General features: G+C 66.6%; 17 protein-coding genes and 1 pseudogene. 8 read left to right on the forward strand and 10 right to left on the reverse strand.

Features of this window, described 5'->3' with window-relative positions; genetic code table 11:
* Positions 1–42: 42 nt before the first annotated feature.
* From FOE78_RS21975 to FOE78_RS22000, 5 genes and pseudogenes are all read right to left on the reverse strand, one after another.
* Entirely contained in the window at positions 43–1011 is a 969-nt protein-coding gene (locus FOE78_RS21975) for a DUF559 domain-containing protein (RefSeq protein ID WP_168207629.1), read from the reverse strand.
* A gap of 142 nt (positions 1012–1153) precedes the next feature.
* Positions 1154–2208, reverse strand: a pseudogene (locus tag FOE78_RS24350) (DUF2332 domain-containing protein).
* 155 nt (positions 2209–2363) lie between these two features.
* Positions 2364–3353 carry a CAF17-like 4Fe-4S cluster assembly/insertion protein YgfZ gene (gene ygfZ, locus FOE78_RS21990; RefSeq protein WP_143988158.1) on the reverse strand — a complete coding sequence of 330 codons (990 nt, stop codon included), beginning with the start codon at positions 3351–3353 and terminating at the stop codon, positions 2364–2366.
* Positions 3354–3471: 118 nt separating this feature from the next.
* Positions 3472–3972: an FABP family protein gene (locus tag FOE78_RS21995; RefSeq protein ID WP_143988159.1), complete on the reverse strand. Its 501-nt coding sequence runs from the start codon at positions 3970–3972 to the stop codon at positions 3472–3474.
* Positions 3962–4459: a GNAT family N-acetyltransferase gene (locus FOE78_RS22000; protein ID WP_143988160.1), complete on the reverse strand. Its 498-nt coding sequence runs from the start codon at positions 4457–4459 to the stop codon at positions 3962–3964. The genes FOE78_RS21995 and FOE78_RS22000 overlap by 11 nt, the downstream gene beginning before the upstream one ends.
* Before the next feature lie 59 nt (positions 4460–4518).
* Between FOE78_RS22000 and FOE78_RS22005 the strand changes: the two genes are divergently transcribed.
* From FOE78_RS22005 to FOE78_RS22015, 3 genes are all read left to right on the forward strand, one after another.
* Positions 4519–5547 carry a ketopantoate reductase family protein gene (locus FOE78_RS22005; RefSeq protein ID WP_168207631.1) on the forward strand — a complete coding sequence of 343 codons (1029 nt, stop codon included), beginning with the start codon at positions 4519–4521 and terminating at the stop codon, positions 5545–5547.
* Positions 5548–5582: 35 nt separating this feature from the next.
* Positions 5583–6014, forward strand: a complete 432-nt coding sequence (dtd, locus tag FOE78_RS22010; RefSeq protein WP_143988162.1) for a D-aminoacyl-tRNA deacylase — start codon at positions 5583–5585, stop codon at positions 6012–6014.
* A 197-nt stretch (positions 6015–6211) separates the two neighbouring features.
* Complete coding sequence (locus FOE78_RS22015) at positions 6212–7705, forward strand: dihydrolipoyl dehydrogenase family protein (RefSeq protein ID WP_168207632.1); 1494 nt, start codon at positions 6212–6214, stop codon at positions 7703–7705.
* An 87-nt stretch (positions 7706–7792) separates the two neighbouring features.
* Here FOE78_RS22015 and FOE78_RS22020 read toward each other — a convergent pair whose 3' ends face one another.
* From FOE78_RS22020 to FOE78_RS22030, 3 genes are all read right to left on the reverse strand, one after another.
* Positions 7793–8098: a DUF1416 domain-containing protein gene (locus FOE78_RS22020; RefSeq protein ID WP_143988164.1), complete on the reverse strand. Its 306-nt coding sequence runs from the start codon at positions 8096–8098 to the stop codon at positions 7793–7795.
* Between the two features lie 55 nt (positions 8099–8153).
* A complete protein-coding gene (locus FOE78_RS22025) occupies positions 8154–9002 on the reverse strand; it encodes a sulfurtransferase (RefSeq protein ID WP_143988165.1) in 849 nt (282 codons plus the stop codon).
* Positions 9003–9456: 454 nt separating this feature from the next.
* A complete protein-coding gene (locus FOE78_RS22030; protein ID WP_143988166.1) occupies positions 9457–9708 on the reverse strand; it encodes a MoaD/ThiS family protein in 252 nt (83 codons plus the stop codon).
* Positions 9709–9822: 114 nt separating this feature from the next.
* Between FOE78_RS22030 and FOE78_RS22035 the strand changes: the two genes are divergently transcribed.
* Positions 9823–10530, forward strand: coding sequence for a response regulator transcription factor (locus FOE78_RS22035; protein ID WP_143988167.1), 708 nt, complete (start codon positions 9823–9825; stop codon positions 10528–10530).
* Positions 10531–10638: 108 nt separating this feature from the next.
* A complete protein-coding gene (locus tag FOE78_RS22040; RefSeq protein WP_143988168.1) occupies positions 10639–11403 on the forward strand; it encodes an IclR family transcriptional regulator in 765 nt (254 codons plus the stop codon).
* A 321-nt stretch (positions 11404–11724) separates the two neighbouring features.
* Here FOE78_RS22040 and FOE78_RS22045 read toward each other — a convergent pair whose 3' ends face one another.
* On the reverse strand, positions 11725–12741 hold the full coding sequence (locus FOE78_RS22045) for a LacI family DNA-binding transcriptional regulator (RefSeq protein WP_143988169.1): 1017 nt from the start codon (positions 12739–12741) through the stop codon (positions 11725–11727).
* Positions 12738–14762 (reverse strand): aldo/keto reductase, encoded by a 2025-nt coding sequence (locus FOE78_RS22050; RefSeq protein ID WP_210414711.1) that lies wholly within the window; start codon positions 14760–14762, stop codon positions 12738–12740. The genes FOE78_RS22045 and FOE78_RS22050 overlap by 4 nt, the downstream gene beginning before the upstream one ends.
* A gap of 195 nt (positions 14763–14957) precedes the next feature.
* Between FOE78_RS22050 and FOE78_RS22055 the strand changes: the two genes are divergently transcribed.
* From FOE78_RS22055 to FOE78_RS22065, 3 genes are read left to right on the forward strand one after another with little or no spacing between them, the layout of a single operon-like run.
* Complete coding sequence (locus tag FOE78_RS22055) at positions 14958–16250, forward strand: ABC transporter substrate-binding protein (protein ID WP_143988171.1); 1293 nt, start codon at positions 14958–14960, stop codon at positions 16248–16250.
* Positions 16247–17242 (forward strand): carbohydrate ABC transporter permease, encoded by a 996-nt coding sequence (locus FOE78_RS22060; protein WP_143988172.1) that lies wholly within the window; start codon positions 16247–16249, stop codon positions 17240–17242. Before FOE78_RS22055 ends, FOE78_RS22060 begins: the two co-directional genes overlap by 4 nt.
* The gene (locus FOE78_RS22065) at positions 17239–18138 is read left to right on the forward strand and encodes a carbohydrate ABC transporter permease (protein WP_143988173.1); all 900 of its coding nucleotides are present in this window, start codon (positions 17239–17241) and stop codon (positions 18136–18138) included. The genes FOE78_RS22060 and FOE78_RS22065 overlap by 4 nt, the downstream gene beginning before the upstream one ends.
* Positions 18139–18211: the final 73 nt, after the last annotated feature.

Below are 18211 nucleotides of genomic sequence, written 5' to 3' on the forward strand. Positions count from 1 at the left end.
GGTGCGTTTCCCCGGCAGATCGGGGCCCGCCCGCACCCTTCGTCATCGCCGGTCAGGATCGATGAGGGTCCAGCTGTCGTGCGAGCGGTTGCGTTGTGTCCCACGTCGGTGACCGTCGAGGATCCTTCGCCTCAATCCTCGCCGGTCGCGGATGATGTCTGCCTTGGTGACCCGAACGACAGTCACGTTCGCCGACTCCAGCGCTTCCTCCCGCAGGTTGTCCAGCCGATGCTGCTGGCGATCGCGGTGTTGATCGCCGTCGTATTCGACCGCGAGCGCGGCATCGGGATCGAACAAGTCGGGAATTCCGAGCAGGCTCGCGTTCCGAGCGGAGAACACCGAGGAGTTGATCAGCGGCTCGGGCAGTCCGGCATCGAACCGATAGCAGTACCGCAGCCGGGACTCCCACGGACTGCGCACGTCGCGACGGGCCAACTTGACCGCGTGCTCCGCACGGGCATGACCGCTGATCCCCGGATGCTCCGCCAAGTAACTGGCCAGGTCCGCGTCGCGCACCGCGAGAAACGCCAGCACCGAGTCGACGAACACGATGGCCTCCGGGAGACTCGTCGCCCAGCGCGCGCCGTCGATACTGCTGCGGATCGGACCGGTGATCCGGATCCCGTTGCGCTGCTGGATTCTCGACATCGGTCCCAGCCGATGGAAGCGCTTCGTCGACGTACTGCGACGTTTGAGTCGATCAGTCAGCACGTCGATCGGCAACGGTCGCAGACTGAACGGATCCAGCCCGTCGAGCCAATCCACCCCCAACACGTACGCCGCCGCCCACCCGCCGATGACCACGTCGTCGCCCAGCTCGGCTACACAGTCGACGATCCGCTGGGCCGTCGTTGGTGCAGCGCCGTTCGTCGGCGCGTACACGCCGTACCCCGCCTTGCGCCACTTCGCCCCGCGCAGCGCGCCACGCCCGACACCTTGACTGCGAAGTTCCTCGACACGGAGCGGCTTGGCTGCGGTCGCCAACTCCCGCGCGAATCTCGATCTGGCCACCCGCCAACCCTGAGCCATCCACGAGGTACCTCCCCGCCAGTTATCCACAGGCCTCTGTTGCGTACCTCGGGAAAAGTCGAATCTGCCGGGCAGACGGCTGCGAATGGGCCGATTTCGGGTGCGCCTGGCCGGCAGATTCGGTTCAATCGAGGGGCCGGATCCACTCGCCGTGCTGATCGACCAAGGCCAGGTGGGAGGTGATGACAGGTTCGCCTGGGCGCCGCTCCTCCAGCGTGAGCAAGAAGGATCCTCGATGCCGACGGAATCTTGGGTCGGCAGATCCCTCCAAACTCAGGTGGAACAGCGTGTGCGACGCACCCATCTGGTTGATGGCGTCGTCGAACTCGGGTCGGTCCTCCGGCGGCACGTGCGCCCTGGTCGCAGCGTGGAAGATCACCACGGATAGCTCAGGCGGGAGATCGCGCACGACTGGCGCGATCAGACGTCGCGCGTCGCCGACGACCCGCCGCGGCGGATCAGTCGCGAGCACCGACAACGCAGCGTCCAGCAACGCGGCCTCGTGCAGGTTCTCGGGCCAGACCAACGCCTGCATCCAGGCCCGGTCGTCCGGATCACCGGGATCGATGGGGTTCAAATCGATCCCGACGGCGACTCGCAATTCGGGCGTCAGATCCAGGTCGGGCACCCGGTGGGTGGATCGCCACTCGAAGTCGATGTGCACGGGAGACTCGTTCGCTCCCCAGGTCGCGCCCGCGACGCTGTACCGGTAGCCGTCATGCGCCAGCAACAGCCCAGCACTACAACCGACTCGACCAACGCGACCGGCCCGTCGGTCCGGTCGGCGACGCTGGTCAGCCCGAGCCGCACTGCGGCCGCGCGCTTGACCACGTTCGTCTGCACCAGCCTGCTTGCGATCACCGAACCGAGGAAATCGGATCGGTCCCGGCAGTGCGCAATGAATGCTTCCCCGGCGTCGGGCGGGTTTCGGACGGCCTCCGGGCCAACGATCGAGGCGTACCACTGCGCCAGGTCGGCGGTCGGTTGCCGCATGAGCGAGAGGTGTACGGCGGCGAACAACATGTTCGGTGGCGGTTGCCCACGGCGACAATGACTCGCGAGCTCGAGCAAGTCGCTGTTGTCTGCAATCACGGGACACAGTGCCTGATACAGCGGCGACAATGCGAACGTCGGTGCCGCGCCGAAGAAGAGCTCCCGGAGATCGGAGTACGGATCCATAGCCGAGGATCCTGCACGTCTCCGCGGATCGGAGGTTGCTCCTCGCCGAGTTGTCTCACCTGGTTGGTGAATCTGCCGGCCAGACGGCTGCGAATGGGCCGATCTTGGGTGCGTTTCCTCGGCAGATTCGGTTCAATCGCGGGTGTGAACTCAGGTCAGCGGAACTGGGGGCGGAAGTGGTCGCCGATCTCGGGGTCGACCAGCACTTCCTGGGCGGCGGCGATGCCGTCGACGACGAAGTCGGCGTCGACCGGGGTGTTGCGCTTGACCAGGGCCAGGCCGATCGGGCCCTCCTCGTAGTGCCGGGCCGAGCTGCCCATCCGGCCGACCTGCCGCTCCCCCAGCATGATCGCCGCGCCGACGTCGGGCAGGGCGTCGGCCGAGCCGTCCAGTTGCAGCCGAACCAGGCGCCGCGGCGGACGGCCGAGTGCTTGTACCCGGCCGACCGTCTCCTGGCCGGGATAGCAGCCCTTGTTCAGATGGACCGCGGTTTCCAGCAGCCCGGCCTCGTTGGGGATCGCCCGCTCGTCGGTGTCGACGCCGATCCGCGGGATGCCGGCAGCGATCCGGCGGGCCTCGTACGCCCAGGTCCCGGCGGGATGCTCGGTCTCGGCCATCAACGTGGCGATCCGGTCGCGCGGTACGAAGACGTCGTGGCCGCCAAGTGAGTCGGGAGCGGTTCTGGTCAGGAGTCCGGTCAATGGTCCTTCGACCGGCTCAGGACCCTGGAGTTGCCAGACGATGCCGTAATCGGTCGTACGGTCGGCCACGTCGACTCGGAGCATGAAGCGCATCGAGTCCAGGAACGCGACCAGGGCGGTGGCCGCGCCGGGTTCGGTGTGGGCCCAGAAGGTCTCGCCGTCGTCGACGCCGTAGAGCACATGCTCGATGTGTCCCTGCGAGCCCGACAGCACCAGCGCCGTGGTGCCGACGCCGGGTGCGAGGTCGGTGAGGTGCTGGGTGGTCAGCGAATGCAGCCAGCTCAGCCGATCGGGCCCGGTCACGGTGAGCACGCCGCGATGCGACAGGTCGACCAGTCCGCGGCCGGCCTCGAGGTCGCGCTGCTCCCGCATCGGATTCCCGTAGTGCCAGGCGACACCCTGGTCGGGGCCGCTCTCGGCCATCACCGCATGCACCCTGCTCATCCTCCACTCATTCGTTCCCGCGCACCCGCGGCGCTGCCGCGGAAGTTCGAACCTACGCGGGAGCGCCAACGGTGCGCGGGAAGCTCACTTCCACGGCCGCGGGTCCGCCGCCCTACGGTCAGGCGGCGATCCGCTGCAACCGGCCCCACTGGTAGTTCTGCAGCGACTGCCCGTCGGCCGCCTTGTCGAAGGTCCACAGCAGATCACCCTCGACCTGGCCGTAGAGCCGATGTCCGGCGGTGTAGTCGGGGGCGCTGGCGGTACGAGCCACGGCGTCGGTGGCGATCTCGATCTTGGCGCCGGTGATGTGCCCGTACCAGACCTCGACCACCCCTTCGGGATGGCTCATCACCACCTCCAGCGAACCGTCGGACTGCGGCCGCCAGAAGCCGGTCTCCATCTGCAGCGGCTTGGTCGGGGTGCCGTCCTCGCCGACCTCGTACGTCTGCGACAGGTAGTGCAGATAGCTACCGCCGTTGTGACTGAAGTCGATCTGCTGCCCGAAGTCGATGTCGTCGCTGCCGGGATAGCTGGCCTTGCCACTGCCCTGCCAACTGCCGATCATCCAGGCCAGTGCGACCAGGTCGGGGTTCAGGTCGGACGGAATCTCAAATGGCACCCGTCAAGGATAGGGGTTTGCTGTAGGTGAAACAGACCGTCGCATAGCTGCGGCCGGGACCCTCCGGCCAGCCGTCGAGCACCAACCCGTCCTGAACGTAGCCGAGGCGCTGATACAGCGCTGCCGCGCGGGGATTGTCGTGTTCGACCCCGAGCGTGGCCCGGGACAGCCCGCGCCGCCGGATCCGATCCTCCAACTCGGTGATCAAGATCGTGCCGACGCCGAGGGACTGCCACTCATCCCGTACCGACAGCATCCACAGCTCGCCGGCCGCATCACGCTTGGCGAAGTCGACCGCGCCGACGGCGATCGGCAGGCCGTTGCCAAGGGTGATCAACACCAGCTCGACCTGATCGGCGAAGCTGCGCTCGTACGCCGCCGCCAGCGCCCGGATGTGGTGTGGGCCGCCGGACCAGTCCAGATCGGCAAGGTCGGTCGGTTCAAGATCACGAACGGCCAGTCCGACCTCGATCCGTACGTCGTGCATCACCCTCTCCTCCGTGTCCGCGTGAGCACCAGATCGCGCTGCCGATTAGGGTTCCAGACGTGGCGAGATATGTCTTCATCGGAGCCGGCGCGGTCGGCAGCGCGATCGGTGGCCTGTTGGCGCAGCAGCAGATCGACGTGCTGCTGGTCGCCCGCGGCGATCATGCCCAGGCCATGATCAACAACGGCCTGACCGTACGCTGCCCGGACCTCAGCTTCACCGTGCGGCCCAAGACCGTCACCGGTCCCGAACAGGCCCGGCTGCGGGTCGACGACGTACTGGTGCTGACCACCAAATCCCACCAGGCCGAGGCAGCCGTCCAGACCTGGGCCGATGCGCCGGTCTACGACGGGGACGCCGAGGTCGGGCGGGCCGGTGAGAGATTGCCGATCCTGATCGCGCTGAACGGGGTGGCCGGCGAGGAGATCGCGCTGCGTTACTTCGACCGGGTGTACGCGGTCTGCGTCTGGACCCCGGTGGTGATGATCGAACCGGGCGAGGTACTGGTCCGCTCCGTGCCCCGTCGCGGCGTCTTCCATGTCGGCCGCTACGGCGGCAGCACCGACCGCGCCGCCGATGACGCCCTGCTGGACACCGTGGCCAAGGACTGGCAGTCGGCAGCCTTCACCGTCCATCGTCCGGCCGCGGTGATGGAGTGGAAATACCGCAAGTTGATCAGCAACCTGTCGAACGTGTTTCAGGCGTTGCTCGGCGACACCAGCCAGGCCGGCGAGCTGAAGGAAGCAGCCGACGCCGAGGCTCGGCGGGTGCTGTCGGCCGCCGGGATCGCGGTCACCAGCGACGAGGACGAGCGGGCGGCCCGGGAGGACAGCTTCCACGTGCAGCCGATCCCCGGCGAGCCGGCCGAGCTGGGCGGCTCGACGTGGCAGTCGCTGGTCCGCGGCACCGGCAGCATCGAAACCGACTACCTCAACGGCGAGATCGCGTTGATCGGTCGCCGGGTCGGCCATCCGGCCCCGATCAACGCGCGACTCGCCGGCCTGGCCCGATCGGCGGCCCGCAACGGGCTTCGCCCCGGTGCCGTCGGTGTCGACGAGTTGACGGCGATCCTGACCGGGTCCGAGTAGACGATCTGGGCTGCGTCCGAGCAGAGGAGTCCCTGATGAGACTGGTGATTCAGCGGGTCAGCCGGGCCGCGGTCGAGGTCGAGGGCGAGATCGTCGGCGCGATCGACGAGCCCGGGTTGTTGATCTTGGTCGGCGCGACCCACGATGACACCCCGGCGGTGGCGCGCAAGCTTGCGGAGAAGGCGTGGTCACTGCGGATCATGCCGGGTGAGCGGTCCGCCTCCGATCTCGGCGCACCGATCCTGGTGGTCAGCCAATTCACCCTGTACGCCGACACCCGCAAGGGCCGCCGGCCGTCCTGGAACGCGGCCGCACCCCGGCCGATCAGCGAACCGCTGGTGGACGAGTTCGCCGCCGCACTGCGCGAGTTGGGAGCAGCCGTACAGACCGGAGTTTTCGGTGCCGAGATGGAGGTTTCCTTGATCAACAGCGGCCCGGTGACGATCCTGCTCGACTCTGCCGACTGAGCCTCCTGGGAGCTTCGAGCTTCCTGAGCCGCGGCTGCTCGGCGCCGATCCTGAGCGCCGGTTGCCAGCCGGCGCTCAGCAACACGTACGCGATTGCGTTGCTCTGCCGGTCGCAGCGGGTGACTATGGCAGTGGACCGGGCATCGCAGATGTTGCTCAGCGAGGGAGCCCGGCACTGGCGAGAGGTAGGCCGAGAAATGACATCGGTTCATCAAGATCTGACCCAGCCGCAGGGCCAGAACCCCCGGAATGCTCAGAGGGTTCAGGATGCCGAACAACAGTGTGAGCTGTTAGTGATCGGCGCCGGTTCGGCCGGCATCGCGGCCGCCGCGGCCGGGCAGCGGGCGGGCGCCAAGGTGACCGTGATCGAGCGGGAACGCCCCGGCGGCGCCTCCCTGTGGACCGGCACCGTACCGACGAAGGCGTTGATCGCCGCCGCTCGGGCCGCGCACCTGATGCGGACCGCGGACCGCTTCGCGATCACCCCGGTCGAGCCGCAGCTCAACTTCGGTGAACTGATGCGTGGCATCCAGGACCGGGTGTCCGCGGCGGCACCGACCGAACCGTCGGGTGCCTTGCAACGACTCGGCGTCGACGTGGTCGCCGGTGCGGCTCGCTTCACCGGACCGGAAACGATCATGGTCGGCGACGTCAGCTACCGCTTCTCCCGGGCCGTGATCGCCAGCGGCACCGCCCCGGCGATGCCGCCGATTCCCGGCCTGGTCGAGTGCAATCCGCTCACCGTCACCTCGTTCTGGGAGCTGCGTTTCCTGCCCGAACAGGTCACCCTGATCGGCGGCGGACCGACCGGTTGCGAATTCGCCCAGGCGCTGGCGCGGCTGGGTTCGAAGGTCCGGATCATCGAACTCGCCGACCGGCTGCTGCCGCGGGAGGAGCCCGAGGCCTCCGAGATGATCGCCGAGCGGCTGCGCTCCGAAGGGGTCGAGGTGTTGACCGGTACGGCGGTGCGGCGCGCGATCTCGTACGCGCATCATCAGCAGTTGATCATCGCCGGCCCGGACGGCGCCGAGCCGGTGACGATCGAGTCGGGCCGGATCATGGTCACCGCCGGACGGCGTCCGGTGACGGTGGGTCTGGATCTTCCGCGCGCCGGGGTTTTCCTCAATGAGCAGGGATACATCGCCGTCGACGATCGGCTGCGGACCGAGAACCGGAAGGTGTACGCCGCCGGTGACGCGGTCGGCGACCGGCCGCTGGCCAGCCTGGCCGAGTTGGACGGCGAGATCGCCGCAACCAACGCGGTCTCCGGACGGTCCCGGATCGCCCGGCACGAGCTCGGGCCGCAGGTGGTCTTCACCGATCCGGAGATCGGCCGGATCGGGCACACCGAGATGTCGGCCCGGGTCGGGTTGGGCGACTGGCTGCGGGTGCGCAAGTCCAGCGGCCGGATCGATCGCGCGATCGCCGAGAACGAGCCCAGCGGGCTGACCAAGATCATCAGCAACGGTCACGGCCGGATGGTCGGCGCGACGGTGATCTCACCGCGGGCCGGCGAGGTGATCACCGAACTGGCGACGGTTCTGCAACGCGGCGGCCGGATCGCCGACCTGGCGTCGGTCCCGCACGCCTACCCGACCTGGTCCGACGCCCTCTGGCACGCGGCCATGGATGATCAGGCGGAACGGCAGACCGCACCGACCGGACGAACCGCCGTACTGCGCCGCCGGTAACGCCACACAACCCCGACTTGTCAGCCCCAGAAAGCGTTGTAGCGCTTGCTGAAGCTGACAAGTCGGGGTTGTTGGTGTCCTGAGAGCTCAGGCCGGTTGGGCGGCCAGCTCGATGTCCACGTCGGCGACCGCACCGACCTTGGCCACCACGGCCCGGTCGATGGAGACGCCCGGCGCCAGGGTCCGCAGCGTCCAACGGCCGTCACCGGCGAAGAACCGGAACGTCCCGTCGGCCGACGTCGGCACCTCGGCCGTGAACTCGCCGGTGGAGTCCAGCAGCCGCACGTAGGCGGCCACTGGTGCACCGTCGCGCAGGACCCGGCCCTGCACCAGGGCCTGGTTGGACAGGTCGACACCGGCCAGGCTCACGCCGCCGGTCGTTGCTCCGCACATGTTCGAATCTCCTTGTCGCGGGGTTGGTGTCAGGCGTCGAGCTCTGCTCGCCCGATCACGGTTGGCCGGGCTCGTCGCCGAGGGCCACCGGCACCCCGACCAGCGAGCCGTACTCGGTCCAGGAGCCGTCGTAGTTCTTCACGTTCGGCTGATCCAGCAGCTCGTGCAGTACGAACCAGGTGTGCGCGCTGCGCTCGCCGATCCGGCAGTAGGCGATGGTGTCCTTGCCGAAGTCGACACCGGCGTCGCCGTAGATCTTCCGCAGCTCGTCCTCGGAGCGGAAGGTGCCGTCGTCGGCTGCCGACTTGCTCCACGGCACGTTCACCGCGGTCGGTACGTGGCCGGGACGCTGAGCCGACTCCTGCGGCAGGTGCGCCGGGGCCAGCAGCCGTCCGGCGTACTCGTCGGGGCTGCGTACGTCGACCAGGTTGAGCGAACCGATCGCCGCCACCGTGTCGTCACGGAAGGCGCGGATCGAGGTGTCCGGCTGCTGAGCGGTGTACGTGGTGGGCTCGCGCTTGACCTCGTCGCTGCTCAGCTCGCGCGCATCGAGCTCCCACTTCTTCCGGCCGCCGTCCAGCAGCTTGACGTCGGCATGCCCGTACAACTTGAAGTACCAGTAGGCGTAGGCCGCGAACCAGTTGTTGTTGCCGCCGTAGAGCACCACGGTGTCGCCATTGGCGACGCCGCGATCGGAGAGCAGGGTCTCGAACTGCTCCTTGTTGACGAAGTCGCGACGGACCGGATCCTGGAGGTCCTGCTTCCAGTCCAGCTTGATCGCGCCCTTGATGTGGCCGCCGTCGTAGGCGGTGGTGTCCTCGTCGACCTCGATCAGGACGACCTTGTCGTCGTCGAGATGCTCGGCCACCCAATCGGCGCTGACGAGAGCTTGATCTCTGCTCATCTGTGTCTCCTGACGTTCACGCTGCGGTCTGCTTGCTCAATATTTGGATGCCATGAATTTGGATGCCGCCGAAATCGCAGCGGCGACATCTCCGTCTGCTGCTTGCTTCGGATACGAACCCGCCCCCGATGCAGATCTGCTGAAATCCCATCCGCCGGAGCATCAGATTCGTGGCTCGTGGCGGGCCGCATCGGGATCGTTCCTCTTGAACCGACAACTCAGCTGGTCAAGACAGGAAGGCGAGTCCGTCAGCTCATTCGACACAACGACGACCGCATCCGACCGAAGTCGGTTGCCAGTCGCCGGGTGAGCAGGAGCGCCCACGGTGTCGTCGCGATCACGTGCCAAACACTAGGGGCGATCGCGGGCCGCACCAAGAGGGTGTCTTGAATGTCAAGACACCCGTCCACATTGTGGTCAGCGCGATCGGCCGATCGTCCCGCAACCGCCCGGGCTATCCGCCCGCAAACGGCGGCAGCACCTCGACCGTGACGTCGGTGTCCAGCCGGCGACGTCGATCGTCGTCGTGCAGCGCCCGGCCGTCGGTCAGCAGCGTGCTGCCGGCGAGGATCTGGGCGAATCGAGCATCGCGCGAGTCCGCCGCCAACTCCAGCGCCGTGGCGATGTCGTCGGCCGTGAAGGACTCCTGCTCCACCCCGGCTGCGGCACGGGCTCCCGCCCAGTAGTGCAAGAGCACCTGCGTCATGGGGGTATTGTCTCCCACGAGCGTGGAGGCTCGAAGCTGATCGGAATTCAGCTCCGGGCCTCTTTTCGTACCCAGACCGTTCAGCCATCGCCGCGTCCAGCCGAGGGAGAACTGATGGCCGCCCTGCTGCTGCTGACCAACGACATGCAGGTGTCGACCGAGGTGCTGCCCGCGCTCGAACTCCTGTCCCACCACGTACGCGTGACTTCCGCCGAACCGACAGCGCTGCTCGACGCACCGGTCGCCGACGTGATCCTGCTGGACGCCCGCCGCGACCTGGCCGGAGCCCGTGCCCTGTGCCGGCTGATCCAGACCGCCGGCAAGGAAGCGCCGCTGATCGTCATCGTCACCGACGGCGGACTGGCCGCGTTGTCCAACGACTGGGGCTTTGACGACGTGATCCTGTGCACCGCCGGGCCGGCCGAGGTGGATGCTCGGATCCGGCTGGCCACCAGCCCCAGCACGCCCGAGGACAGCGAACAGCTCATCCACTCCGGCAGCATCGTGATCGACGAGGCCGGCTACTCGGCCAAGCTGAACGGCCAGCAGCTCGACCTGACCTACACCGAGTTCGAACTGCTGAAGTACCTCGCCCAGCATCCCGGCCGGGTCTTCAGCCGGCAGCAGCTGCTCAGCGACGTGTGGGGCTACGACTACTACGGCGGCACCCGCACCGTCGACGTCCACGTCCGGCGTCTGCGCGCCAAGCTCGGGCCGGAGTACGAATCGGTGATCGGCACCGTACGCAATGTTGGCTATCGCTTCGTGGTGCCCGCCGACGACACCGCCGCCCAGCAGTCCCGGGTCAGCACCAGCTCCTGAAGCTCCTGAGGCTGCTGCCGGCCGTTGACCCGATGGTCCCAGCAGCCAACCGATCGGAAACTCACTAGAGTCGACACAGGGTAGGCGCACGCGTAGGGGGCGTGGGGCATGTCGACGTGGACGAGTACGACTCTGATCGGGTCGGTTCAGCGCGCCCTGAGGGTCCTCGACGTGGTCGCCGATGCGTCCCGGCCGTTGACGGTGAAGGCCGTGGCCACCCGGTCCGGGCTGAGCCTCGGCACCACGTACAACCTGGTTCGGACGCTGATCCACGAGGGCTATCTGCGCGGCGACACCGACGGATTGCTTCTCGGCCCCCGGTTTCCGGCGTTGCGAGCCCAGGATCAGCACGGCATCCTGCTCGCACGGGTGCGTGAGGCGCTGTCCCAGGTCTCGGACGAGATCGGCGCGGCGGCCTATCTGTCTCGCTATCAGGACGGCGAGATCAACGTGGTGGACATCGTCGATGCCGCCAGCCATCCGCGGGTCGCGCTCTGGGTCGGCATCCAGGACAGCGCGCACGCCACCGCACTGGGCAAGCAGATCCTGGCCACCCTGTCACCCGAGGAGCGGCTGGACTATCTCTCCCGGCATCCGCCGGCCGACCTGACCCAGAACACGATCAGCAATCGGCGGGTCCTGCTCCAGCACCTCGATCGGGTCCGGGACGCGGCCCTCGATCGCGGCGAGTACGCCGTCGGCTACACCTGCCTGGCGGTGCCGGTGCAGACCACCGACTCGATCGCGGCGTTGGCGATCTCGCTGCCGGCCGACGATCGCCGGATCGCCGACCTGGCCTCGATCACCGACAAACTGCGCGCGATAGCGGCCAACCTGTCGCTGCAACTGGCCGCCGACCGCTTCGACGAGTGATCTCGCCTCCATCGGCGACCCGGATTCCAGAGGCTTTGGACCCTGTTTCAGCATCTGAAGATCGACGGGCTGACGGGATCGCGGACGGCTCCTAAAGTCGGCTGTATCGACACCGGGTGACGCGCCCCCCACTCGAACTTCTGCCGAATCCGGCGTCGACCAGTCACCGCGCGAAGGGCGTTCGGAAACCCCCGATCCGGGTGCTCCGCCGCCGGTGCCGAGCGAAAGCGTCTCCTGGCCGGGAGGCTGCGCCCCAGCTGCCTCTCCCTACCTATCAGGCAGCGCCCTGGCCGGAGGCGCTTTCGCATGCTTCAAGACGGATCAGGTCGACTCCCTGATCACCAGCTTGTGGCGCACCTTCCGCCGGGCCCCCCGCGATCCGGCAGCGATGCTGCCGTCCAGCCGGCCGAGGGCGATGTCCACCGCAGCCGCGGCGACCTTGGTCATGTCCAGCGCCAGGCTGGTCAGCATCGGCGTGACGTAGGTGCCGGCGGCCAGCCCGTCGACGCCGACGACCCGGACGTCGCGTGGGACCTCGCGACCGTGTTGACGCAACGCCTTGAGCGCGCCGAAGGCGGTGATGTCGTTGAAGCACATGATCGCGTCCGTCCGCGGCATGGTGGTGATGATCTCGGTTGTCGCCCGGATCCCGTCGGAGAGTTGATCACCGCCGGCATGCAGTACCGGTGCCGAGATGCCGTGGCCTTGCATGAGTTTGATGAACTGCCGGGCGCGTTCGGTCAAGCCGGACTCGTCCCGGCTGGAGTCCAACATCACCGGACGCCGGACCCCGCGCTGCAGCAGATGATCAACCACCTCGGCCATCCCGCGACCAAGATCAAAATTCACCGAACCCGGTACTGCTGTCGGGTCCGGGGCGTCGATCCGTACCACCGGCACCCCGGGCAGCAGCCGGGACAGCTCCTCGTAGTCCAGATGTACGTAGCCGATCAGCGCGTCGACCTGATCGGCCAGTTGGCCGATCAGGTCGCGCTGGTTGTCGACTCCGCTGCAGTCCATCAACACCACCGTCCAGCCGCGTTCGGCGGCCCGGGTGACGACCGCCGAGGACAGCTCGGGATAGTACGGATTGACCAGGTTGTCGATCACCAGGCCGATGGTGTGATGATCATGGAGTACCAGACCGCGACCGAACCGGGACGGGTGATAGCCGAGCTCCCGGGCCGCCAGCAACACCCGTTCCTTGGTGCCGGCGTTGATCCCGGGCATGTCGTTCATCGCCCGGGTGACGGTTTGCCGGGACACCCGCGCCGCCTCGGCGACGTCGCGGATGGTGACCCGGCGCCCCGCCGACGCCGCCACCGGGGCCTTGATCATTTGCGCAGATCGAGCCAGGCCAACTGCTCCTCGGACAGCTCGACACCGACGCCCTGCAAGGAAGAACGGGTCTCGGTGATCGACCGCGGGCCGAACAACGGGAAGGTCGGGAACGGCTGACCCAACACGTACGCCAACGCGATCGCCGTGGCCGGCACGCCCAGCTCGGCACCCAGCTTCTCCGCCCGGCGGAGTCGTTCGAAGTTGTCGTCGCTGTAGTAGCAGCGGACCAACTCGGGATCGCTGCGATCATCGGGCCGGGCCGGTCGCGCGAAGAAGCCGCGCGCCTGCGAAGACCAAGGCAGCAAGGGAATCTTGCTCTCGGTCAGCCACTGCTTGGAGGCCGGGTCGGTGACGTGCTTACAGCCGTCCCAGGGCACGTCGTAGGCCTCGGCCAGCCCGAAGTGGTTGCTCAGCACACTGAAGCCCTGGCGGCCGTTGGCCTCGGCGTAGGCGTTGGCCTCCTCGAACCGTTCCCTGGTCCAGTTGGAGCCGCCGAAGACCTTGATCCGGCCCGCCCGGTAGTGCTCGTCCAGCACGTCGACGAATTCGCCGACCGGGATGTCCAGATTGTCGCGATGCATCATGTAGATGTCGGCGTAGTCGGACTGCTGGCGTTCCAGCGACTCCAGCAGCTGGGAGGTCAGCGACTCCGGATCGCAGTGCGGGGTGTGTGCCCCCTTCACGATCACCACCACGTCGTCACGGACGCCGCGATTGGCCATCCACTGACCGAGCAACTTCTCATGTCGTCCGCCGCCGTAGATGTAGCCGGTGTCGAACGCATTGCCACCGAGGCTGAAGAAGTGATCGAACATCGCCGATGCATGCGCCAGATCGGGCTGGTTGTCGCAACCCATCACCAACCGGGAGATCTGCTTGTCGATGCCGGGAATCGTTCCGTACTTCATCGGTGGGGTGTGCAGCCGTTCGCTCGGCCGGACATCCAGCGGTTCGCCGTCCACGGTGGGGATGTCGGCGGTGTCGCCCTCGAACGGGTACTGCAGTCCGATCGCGGCCCGCCACTGATCCAGCACCTTGGCGTTACCGAGTGTGTCGTCCAGGCTCATCTCGATCGGGCCGGTCGCGGCTTGATCACCGACCGATTCGGCGACGCCGTCGGCTTCCAGCGCGTACGGGAAGCTGCCGGCAAAGCTTTGCTGCACAGGGTCTTCGCCGATCTTGGTCACGGTGATCACCGGATCCTCGGACAGTGTCCAGGGATCGGCGATCTCGATCTTGCCGGCCGAGCCGTAGATGCTGACCGTGTTGGTGTCCTGCAGCCGGACACCGGTCCGCACCACGGCGGTGATGCCGCCGGCGAAGCCGAGATCGGCCACCGCCCACTCGTCCACCCCGGTGCTACCGATGCTGCCGGATGCGGTGAACGAGACCGGCTCGGCGACACGCTTGCCCAGGGCGGCGCCCGCGATCGCGCGGGCGTAGGAGACCGGGTAGCCGCCCACGTCGAGGATTCCGCCACCGGCGGTCTCCGGCGTGAACAGACGTCCCTCCTGCCGGCCGGCGCGGAAGGCGAAGGTGGCGTCGATGTGCCGGATCTCGCCGATCGCGCCCTCGGCCACCAGCCGCAGCACCTCCCGGGTCTGCGGGTGGAAGCGATACATGTACGCCTCGACCAGCACCTGGCCGGTGTCGCGGGCGGCGTCGACCACGGCCATCACCTGACCGTTGTTGGGCGCCAGCGGCTTCTCGCACAGCACCTGCTTGCCGGCCCTAAGCGCGGCGATCGTCAATCGGGCGTGGGTGGTGTGCACGGTCGACACGTAGACCGCGTCGATCTCGGGTGAGGCGAGAACGTCGTCGTAGCTGCCGATCACCGCGTTGTCGTCGAGGCCGAACTCGTCGGCGAACTTGCGCGCCCGGTCCGCATCGGAGCTGCCGACACCGGCCAGCGTGCCGTACCGGCTGTGCGGAAGCTGACCGGCGAAGCGGCGAGCGATGTTGCCCGGGCCGAGGACTGCCCAGCGCAGCGAGCGGGCTGAGTCTGTGGAAGGACTCATCGTTGACATCAATCCCATCGAAAGCTTTGAAGGTTGTGAGCGAACCCAACTATTGACATCCCGCACGGCGGCTGTCAATGTTCCAGCCAAAGGAATCGTGAACGTTCACGATTCGCACCTCGCGCCATGATCATCTTCGCGATGATCATGGTTCGTCCATGTCCGTGTTCACCTCAGAGCCGAGAGTGAGAGCCGATGGCCGGATTCTCTCGAAGATCGCTCCTCGCCGGCGCCGCCGGCCTGGGAGCACTAGCAACCGCCGGAGCCTTGTCAGGCTGCGGCTCGACCACGTCCATCTCGTCCGACCCCAAGGAACTGGTGCTCTGGTACTGGGACCGGTCGGCCGATCCGAAGCTCCTGGCCATCGCGGCCAAGGAAATCCCGGGAACCAACGGGATGCGATTGCGCGCCGACCTCGTCGGCGGCACCTTCGACACCAAACTCCGTACCAGTCTGGCCGGGAACGCCTACATCCCCGACCTGACCTACATCAACTCCAATGTGTCGCTGTACTTCCCGAACGAGTCGATGTTCCTGGACCTGAACGACCTCGGGGCGCAGCAGTACAAGGACCTCTACTTCGACTGGAAGTGGCAACTCGGCGTCACCCCGACGAACCGGTTCTGCTTCTTCCCGCTGGACACCGGTCCGACCGGCTTCTACTACCGCAAGGACGTCTTCGACAAGGCCCAGATCGAATCCGATCCGGACGCGGTCAGCGAGCAGATCAAGACCTGGGACGGCTATATCGAGCTGGGCCAGAAACTGAAGAAGAACGTCGGCTCGTTCATGGACATCAACGCCGGCGTGATCTTCGGCCAGTTCATCAACGCCAGCCCCGAGCGCTACTTCAACAAGGCCGGCAAGCTGCTCTACATGGAGCCGAACAGCGCGATCAAGCAGGCCTGGGACACCGCGGTGAAGGCGATCAAGGCCGGGGTCACCGGCAATCAGCAGAACAGCACCGATCAGAACGCGGCCTGGACCAGCGGCAAGACCGCCGGACACATCGAGGCCGTCTGGTGGGCGCAGATCCTGACCGACACCGCACCCGACACCAAGGGCAAGTGGCGACTGGCGTCGCAACCGGTCCGGCCCGGCAACAGCGGCGGATCGTTCGTCTGCCTGCCGCACACCTGCAAGGATCCGGAGGCCGCGTTCAAGTTGATCACCTGGATGAACAACCCGCAGAACCAGGCCCAGTCCTACAACAACATGCAGTTGTTCCCCTCCGCCCTCGACTCGTTCAAGGGCGATCTGATGAAGGGCAACAACAGCTTCTTCGCCGGTCAGGACACCCAGACGTTCTTCCTGAAGTCGGCCGAGTCCGTACCGACTGCCTTCATCAGCACGTTCGAGACCCAGGCGCAGTACTTCGGCACCGAGATCATCAACGTCGAGAGCGCGGGCAAGAATCCCGACCAGGCCTGGGAAGACGCGGTGAATCAGACCAACAAGACTCTGCGGAAGCGAGGGATCGACGTATGACAGCCACGAATCCCGCGGTCTCGACCACGACTCCCGCGATCAAACCCACCACGGCACCGGCCGGCCGGCCACGGAATCCGTTGAAGCGGTTCTGGCCGCAGTACGTGTCGGTGGCCCCGTTCTACATCCTCTTCCTGGTGTTCGGGCTGTTCCCGTTGGTGTTCTCGATCTATCTGTCGTTCACCAACTGGGACGGGATGGGCAAGCGGACCTTCGTCGGACTGGCCCAGTATCGCTATCTGATCACCGATGCGCGGTTCTGGAACGCGGTCGGCAACACGTTCATCATCTGGTTCATGTCGACGATCCCGATGTTGTTCTTCGCGTTGATCATCGCCTTCCTGCTGCATCAGAACATCCGGTTCAAGGGCTTCTACCGGGTCGCCTACTTCATCCCGAACGTGACCAGCATGGTCGCGATGGCGATCGTCTTCGGCTCGGTCTTCTCCAACAGCTTCGGCTTGATCAACTCCGCCCTGCAGGCCATCGGCGCCGCCCAGATCCCCTGGCTGTCCAGCCCGTGGGGGATCAAGTTCACCATCGCCATGATGGTGATCTGGCGCTGGACCGGTTACAACGCGATCTTGTATCTGGCCGGACTGCAGGCCATCCCCACCGAACTGTACGAATCCGCAAGAGTCGACGGCGCCGGCACCTGGAGCATCTTCGGCCGGATCACCGTGCCGATGCTGCGGCCGGTGATCTTGTTCACCGTGATCACCTCCACCATCGGCGGCCTGAGCTTGTTCACCGAACCTCAGGTCCTGCTCGGCAACTCTGGCGGCCCCGGTGAGGCCGGCATGACGATCGTGCTGTACCAGTACAACCAGGCCTTCACCCAGTTCGACTTCGGCTACGGCTCGGCGATCGCCTGGGCCCTGTTCATCATCGCCGCGATCTTTGCCATCATCAACTGGCGCCTGGTCTCCGAACGCGACACCGACGGCAACACGAAACGACGGATCCGCCGTCGGCGGGAGGTAGCCCGATGACTGCAACGCTGGATGTCGGCTCGGCCCGATTGGGCGATCCGACCGGCAAATCGACCAACGCCGCGGCCCGACGCAAGACGCTGGTGACACGGATCGTCACCCACATCTGCATCATCATCGGCGTGATCTTCTCGCTGTTCCCGTTCTACTGGCTGCTGGTGATGTCCACCCACACCACCGCCGAGATCTTCGGCTACCCGCCGAAACTGTGGGTCGGGTCCAGCTTCGCCGAGAACGTGAAGGGCGTGATCGACAACGTCGACCTGTTCCGGGCCCTGCTGAACACCTTTCTGATCTCGGCCGCGGTCGCGATCCTGGTGATGTTCTTCGACTCCCTGGCCGCCTACTCCTTCGCCAAGTACAACTTCCCGGCCAAGAACATCCTGTTCACCATCTTGATGGCAACGTTCCTGGTCCCCGGCAGCCTGTCCTTGGTGCCCAGCTTCGTGCTGATGAGCTGGCTGGGCTGGATCGGCAGCTTCGCCGCCCTGATCGTGCCCGGCGCCGCCAACGCGTTCGGCATCTTCCTGCTCAGACAGTTCGCCCAGTCCTCCATCCCCAACGAACTGGTCGAATCAGCACGCGTCGACGGTGCCGGCTTCTTCCGTACCTGGTGGAGCATCGGTGTACCGATGATGCGCGGCGGCATTGCCTTCCTCGGCATCTTCACCTTCATCGGCACCTGGAACGACTACGTCTGGCCACTGATCGTGCTGGTCAACCCGCAACGCCAGACCCTGCAGGTCGCCCTGTCCACCCTCAACTCCATCTACGCGACCGACTACGGCATGGTGATGGCCGGCGCCGTAATCAGCGTCGTACCGCTGATCGGCATCTTCATCATCGGCTCCCGCCACTTCATCGCCAACATCGCCGCCGGCGCCCTGAAGGGGTAGCTGTCAGCAGGCCCTGAGCCTGTCGAAGACCACCATCACAACCCCAAGGGTCCTGAGCCTGTCGAAGAAGGAC

Source organism: Microlunatus elymi (assembly GCF_007362775.1).
GTDB lineage: Bacteria > Actinomycetota > Actinomycetes > Propionibacteriales > Propionibacteriaceae > Microlunatus > Microlunatus elymi.

What these genes read in the sequence shown, in the direction of transcription:
- ygfZ (WP_143988158.1), bottom strand. Translation starts at nt 3,353, where the DNA reads ATGAGCAGGGTGCATGCGGTGATGGCCGAGAGCGGCCCCGACCAGGGT.
- FOE78_RS22000 (WP_143988160.1), bottom strand. Translation starts at nt 4,459, where the DNA reads ATGCACGACGTACGGATCGAGGTCGGACTGGCCGTTCGTGATCTTGAA.
- dtd (WP_143988162.1), top strand. Translation starts at nt 5,583, where the DNA reads ATGAGACTGGTGATTCAGCGGGTCAGCCGGGCCGCGGTCGAGGTCGAG.
- FOE78_RS22015 (WP_168207632.1), top strand. Translation starts at nt 6,212, where the DNA reads ATGACATCGGTTCATCAAGATCTGACCCAGCCGCAGGGCCAGAACCCC.
- FOE78_RS22020 (WP_143988164.1), bottom strand. Translation starts at nt 8,098, where the DNA reads ATGTGCGGAGCAACGACCGGCGGCGTGAGCCTGGCCGGTGTCGACCTG.
- FOE78_RS22025 (WP_143988165.1), bottom strand. Translation starts at nt 9,002, where the DNA reads ATGAGCAGAGATCAAGCTCTCGTCAGCGCCGATTGGGTGGCCGAGCAT.
- FOE78_RS22030 (WP_143988166.1), bottom strand. Translation starts at nt 9,708, where the DNA reads ATGACGCAGGTGCTCTTGCACTACTGGGCGGGAGCCCGTGCCGCAGCC.
- FOE78_RS22035 (WP_143988167.1), top strand. Translation starts at nt 9,823, where the DNA reads ATGGCCGCCCTGCTGCTGCTGACCAACGACATGCAGGTGTCGACCGAG.
- FOE78_RS22040 (WP_143988168.1), top strand. Translation starts at nt 10,639, where the DNA reads ATGTCGACGTGGACGAGTACGACTCTGATCGGGTCGGTTCAGCGCGCC.
- FOE78_RS22045 (WP_143988169.1), bottom strand. Translation starts at nt 12,741, where the DNA reads ATGATCAAGGCCCCGGTGGCGGCGTCGGCGGGGCGCCGGGTCACCATC.
- FOE78_RS22050 (WP_210414711.1), bottom strand. Translation starts at nt 14,762, where the DNA reads ATGAGTCCTTCCACAGACTCAGCCCGCTCGCTGCGCTGGGCAGTCCTC.
- FOE78_RS22055 (WP_143988171.1), top strand. Translation starts at nt 14,958, where the DNA reads ATGGCCGGATTCTCTCGAAGATCGCTCCTCGCCGGCGCCGCCGGCCTG.
- FOE78_RS22060 (WP_143988172.1), top strand. Translation starts at nt 16,247, where the DNA reads ATGACAGCCACGAATCCCGCGGTCTCGACCACGACTCCCGCGATCAAA.
- FOE78_RS22065 (WP_143988173.1), top strand. Translation starts at nt 17,239, where the DNA reads ATGACTGCAACGCTGGATGTCGGCTCGGCCCGATTGGGCGATCCGACC.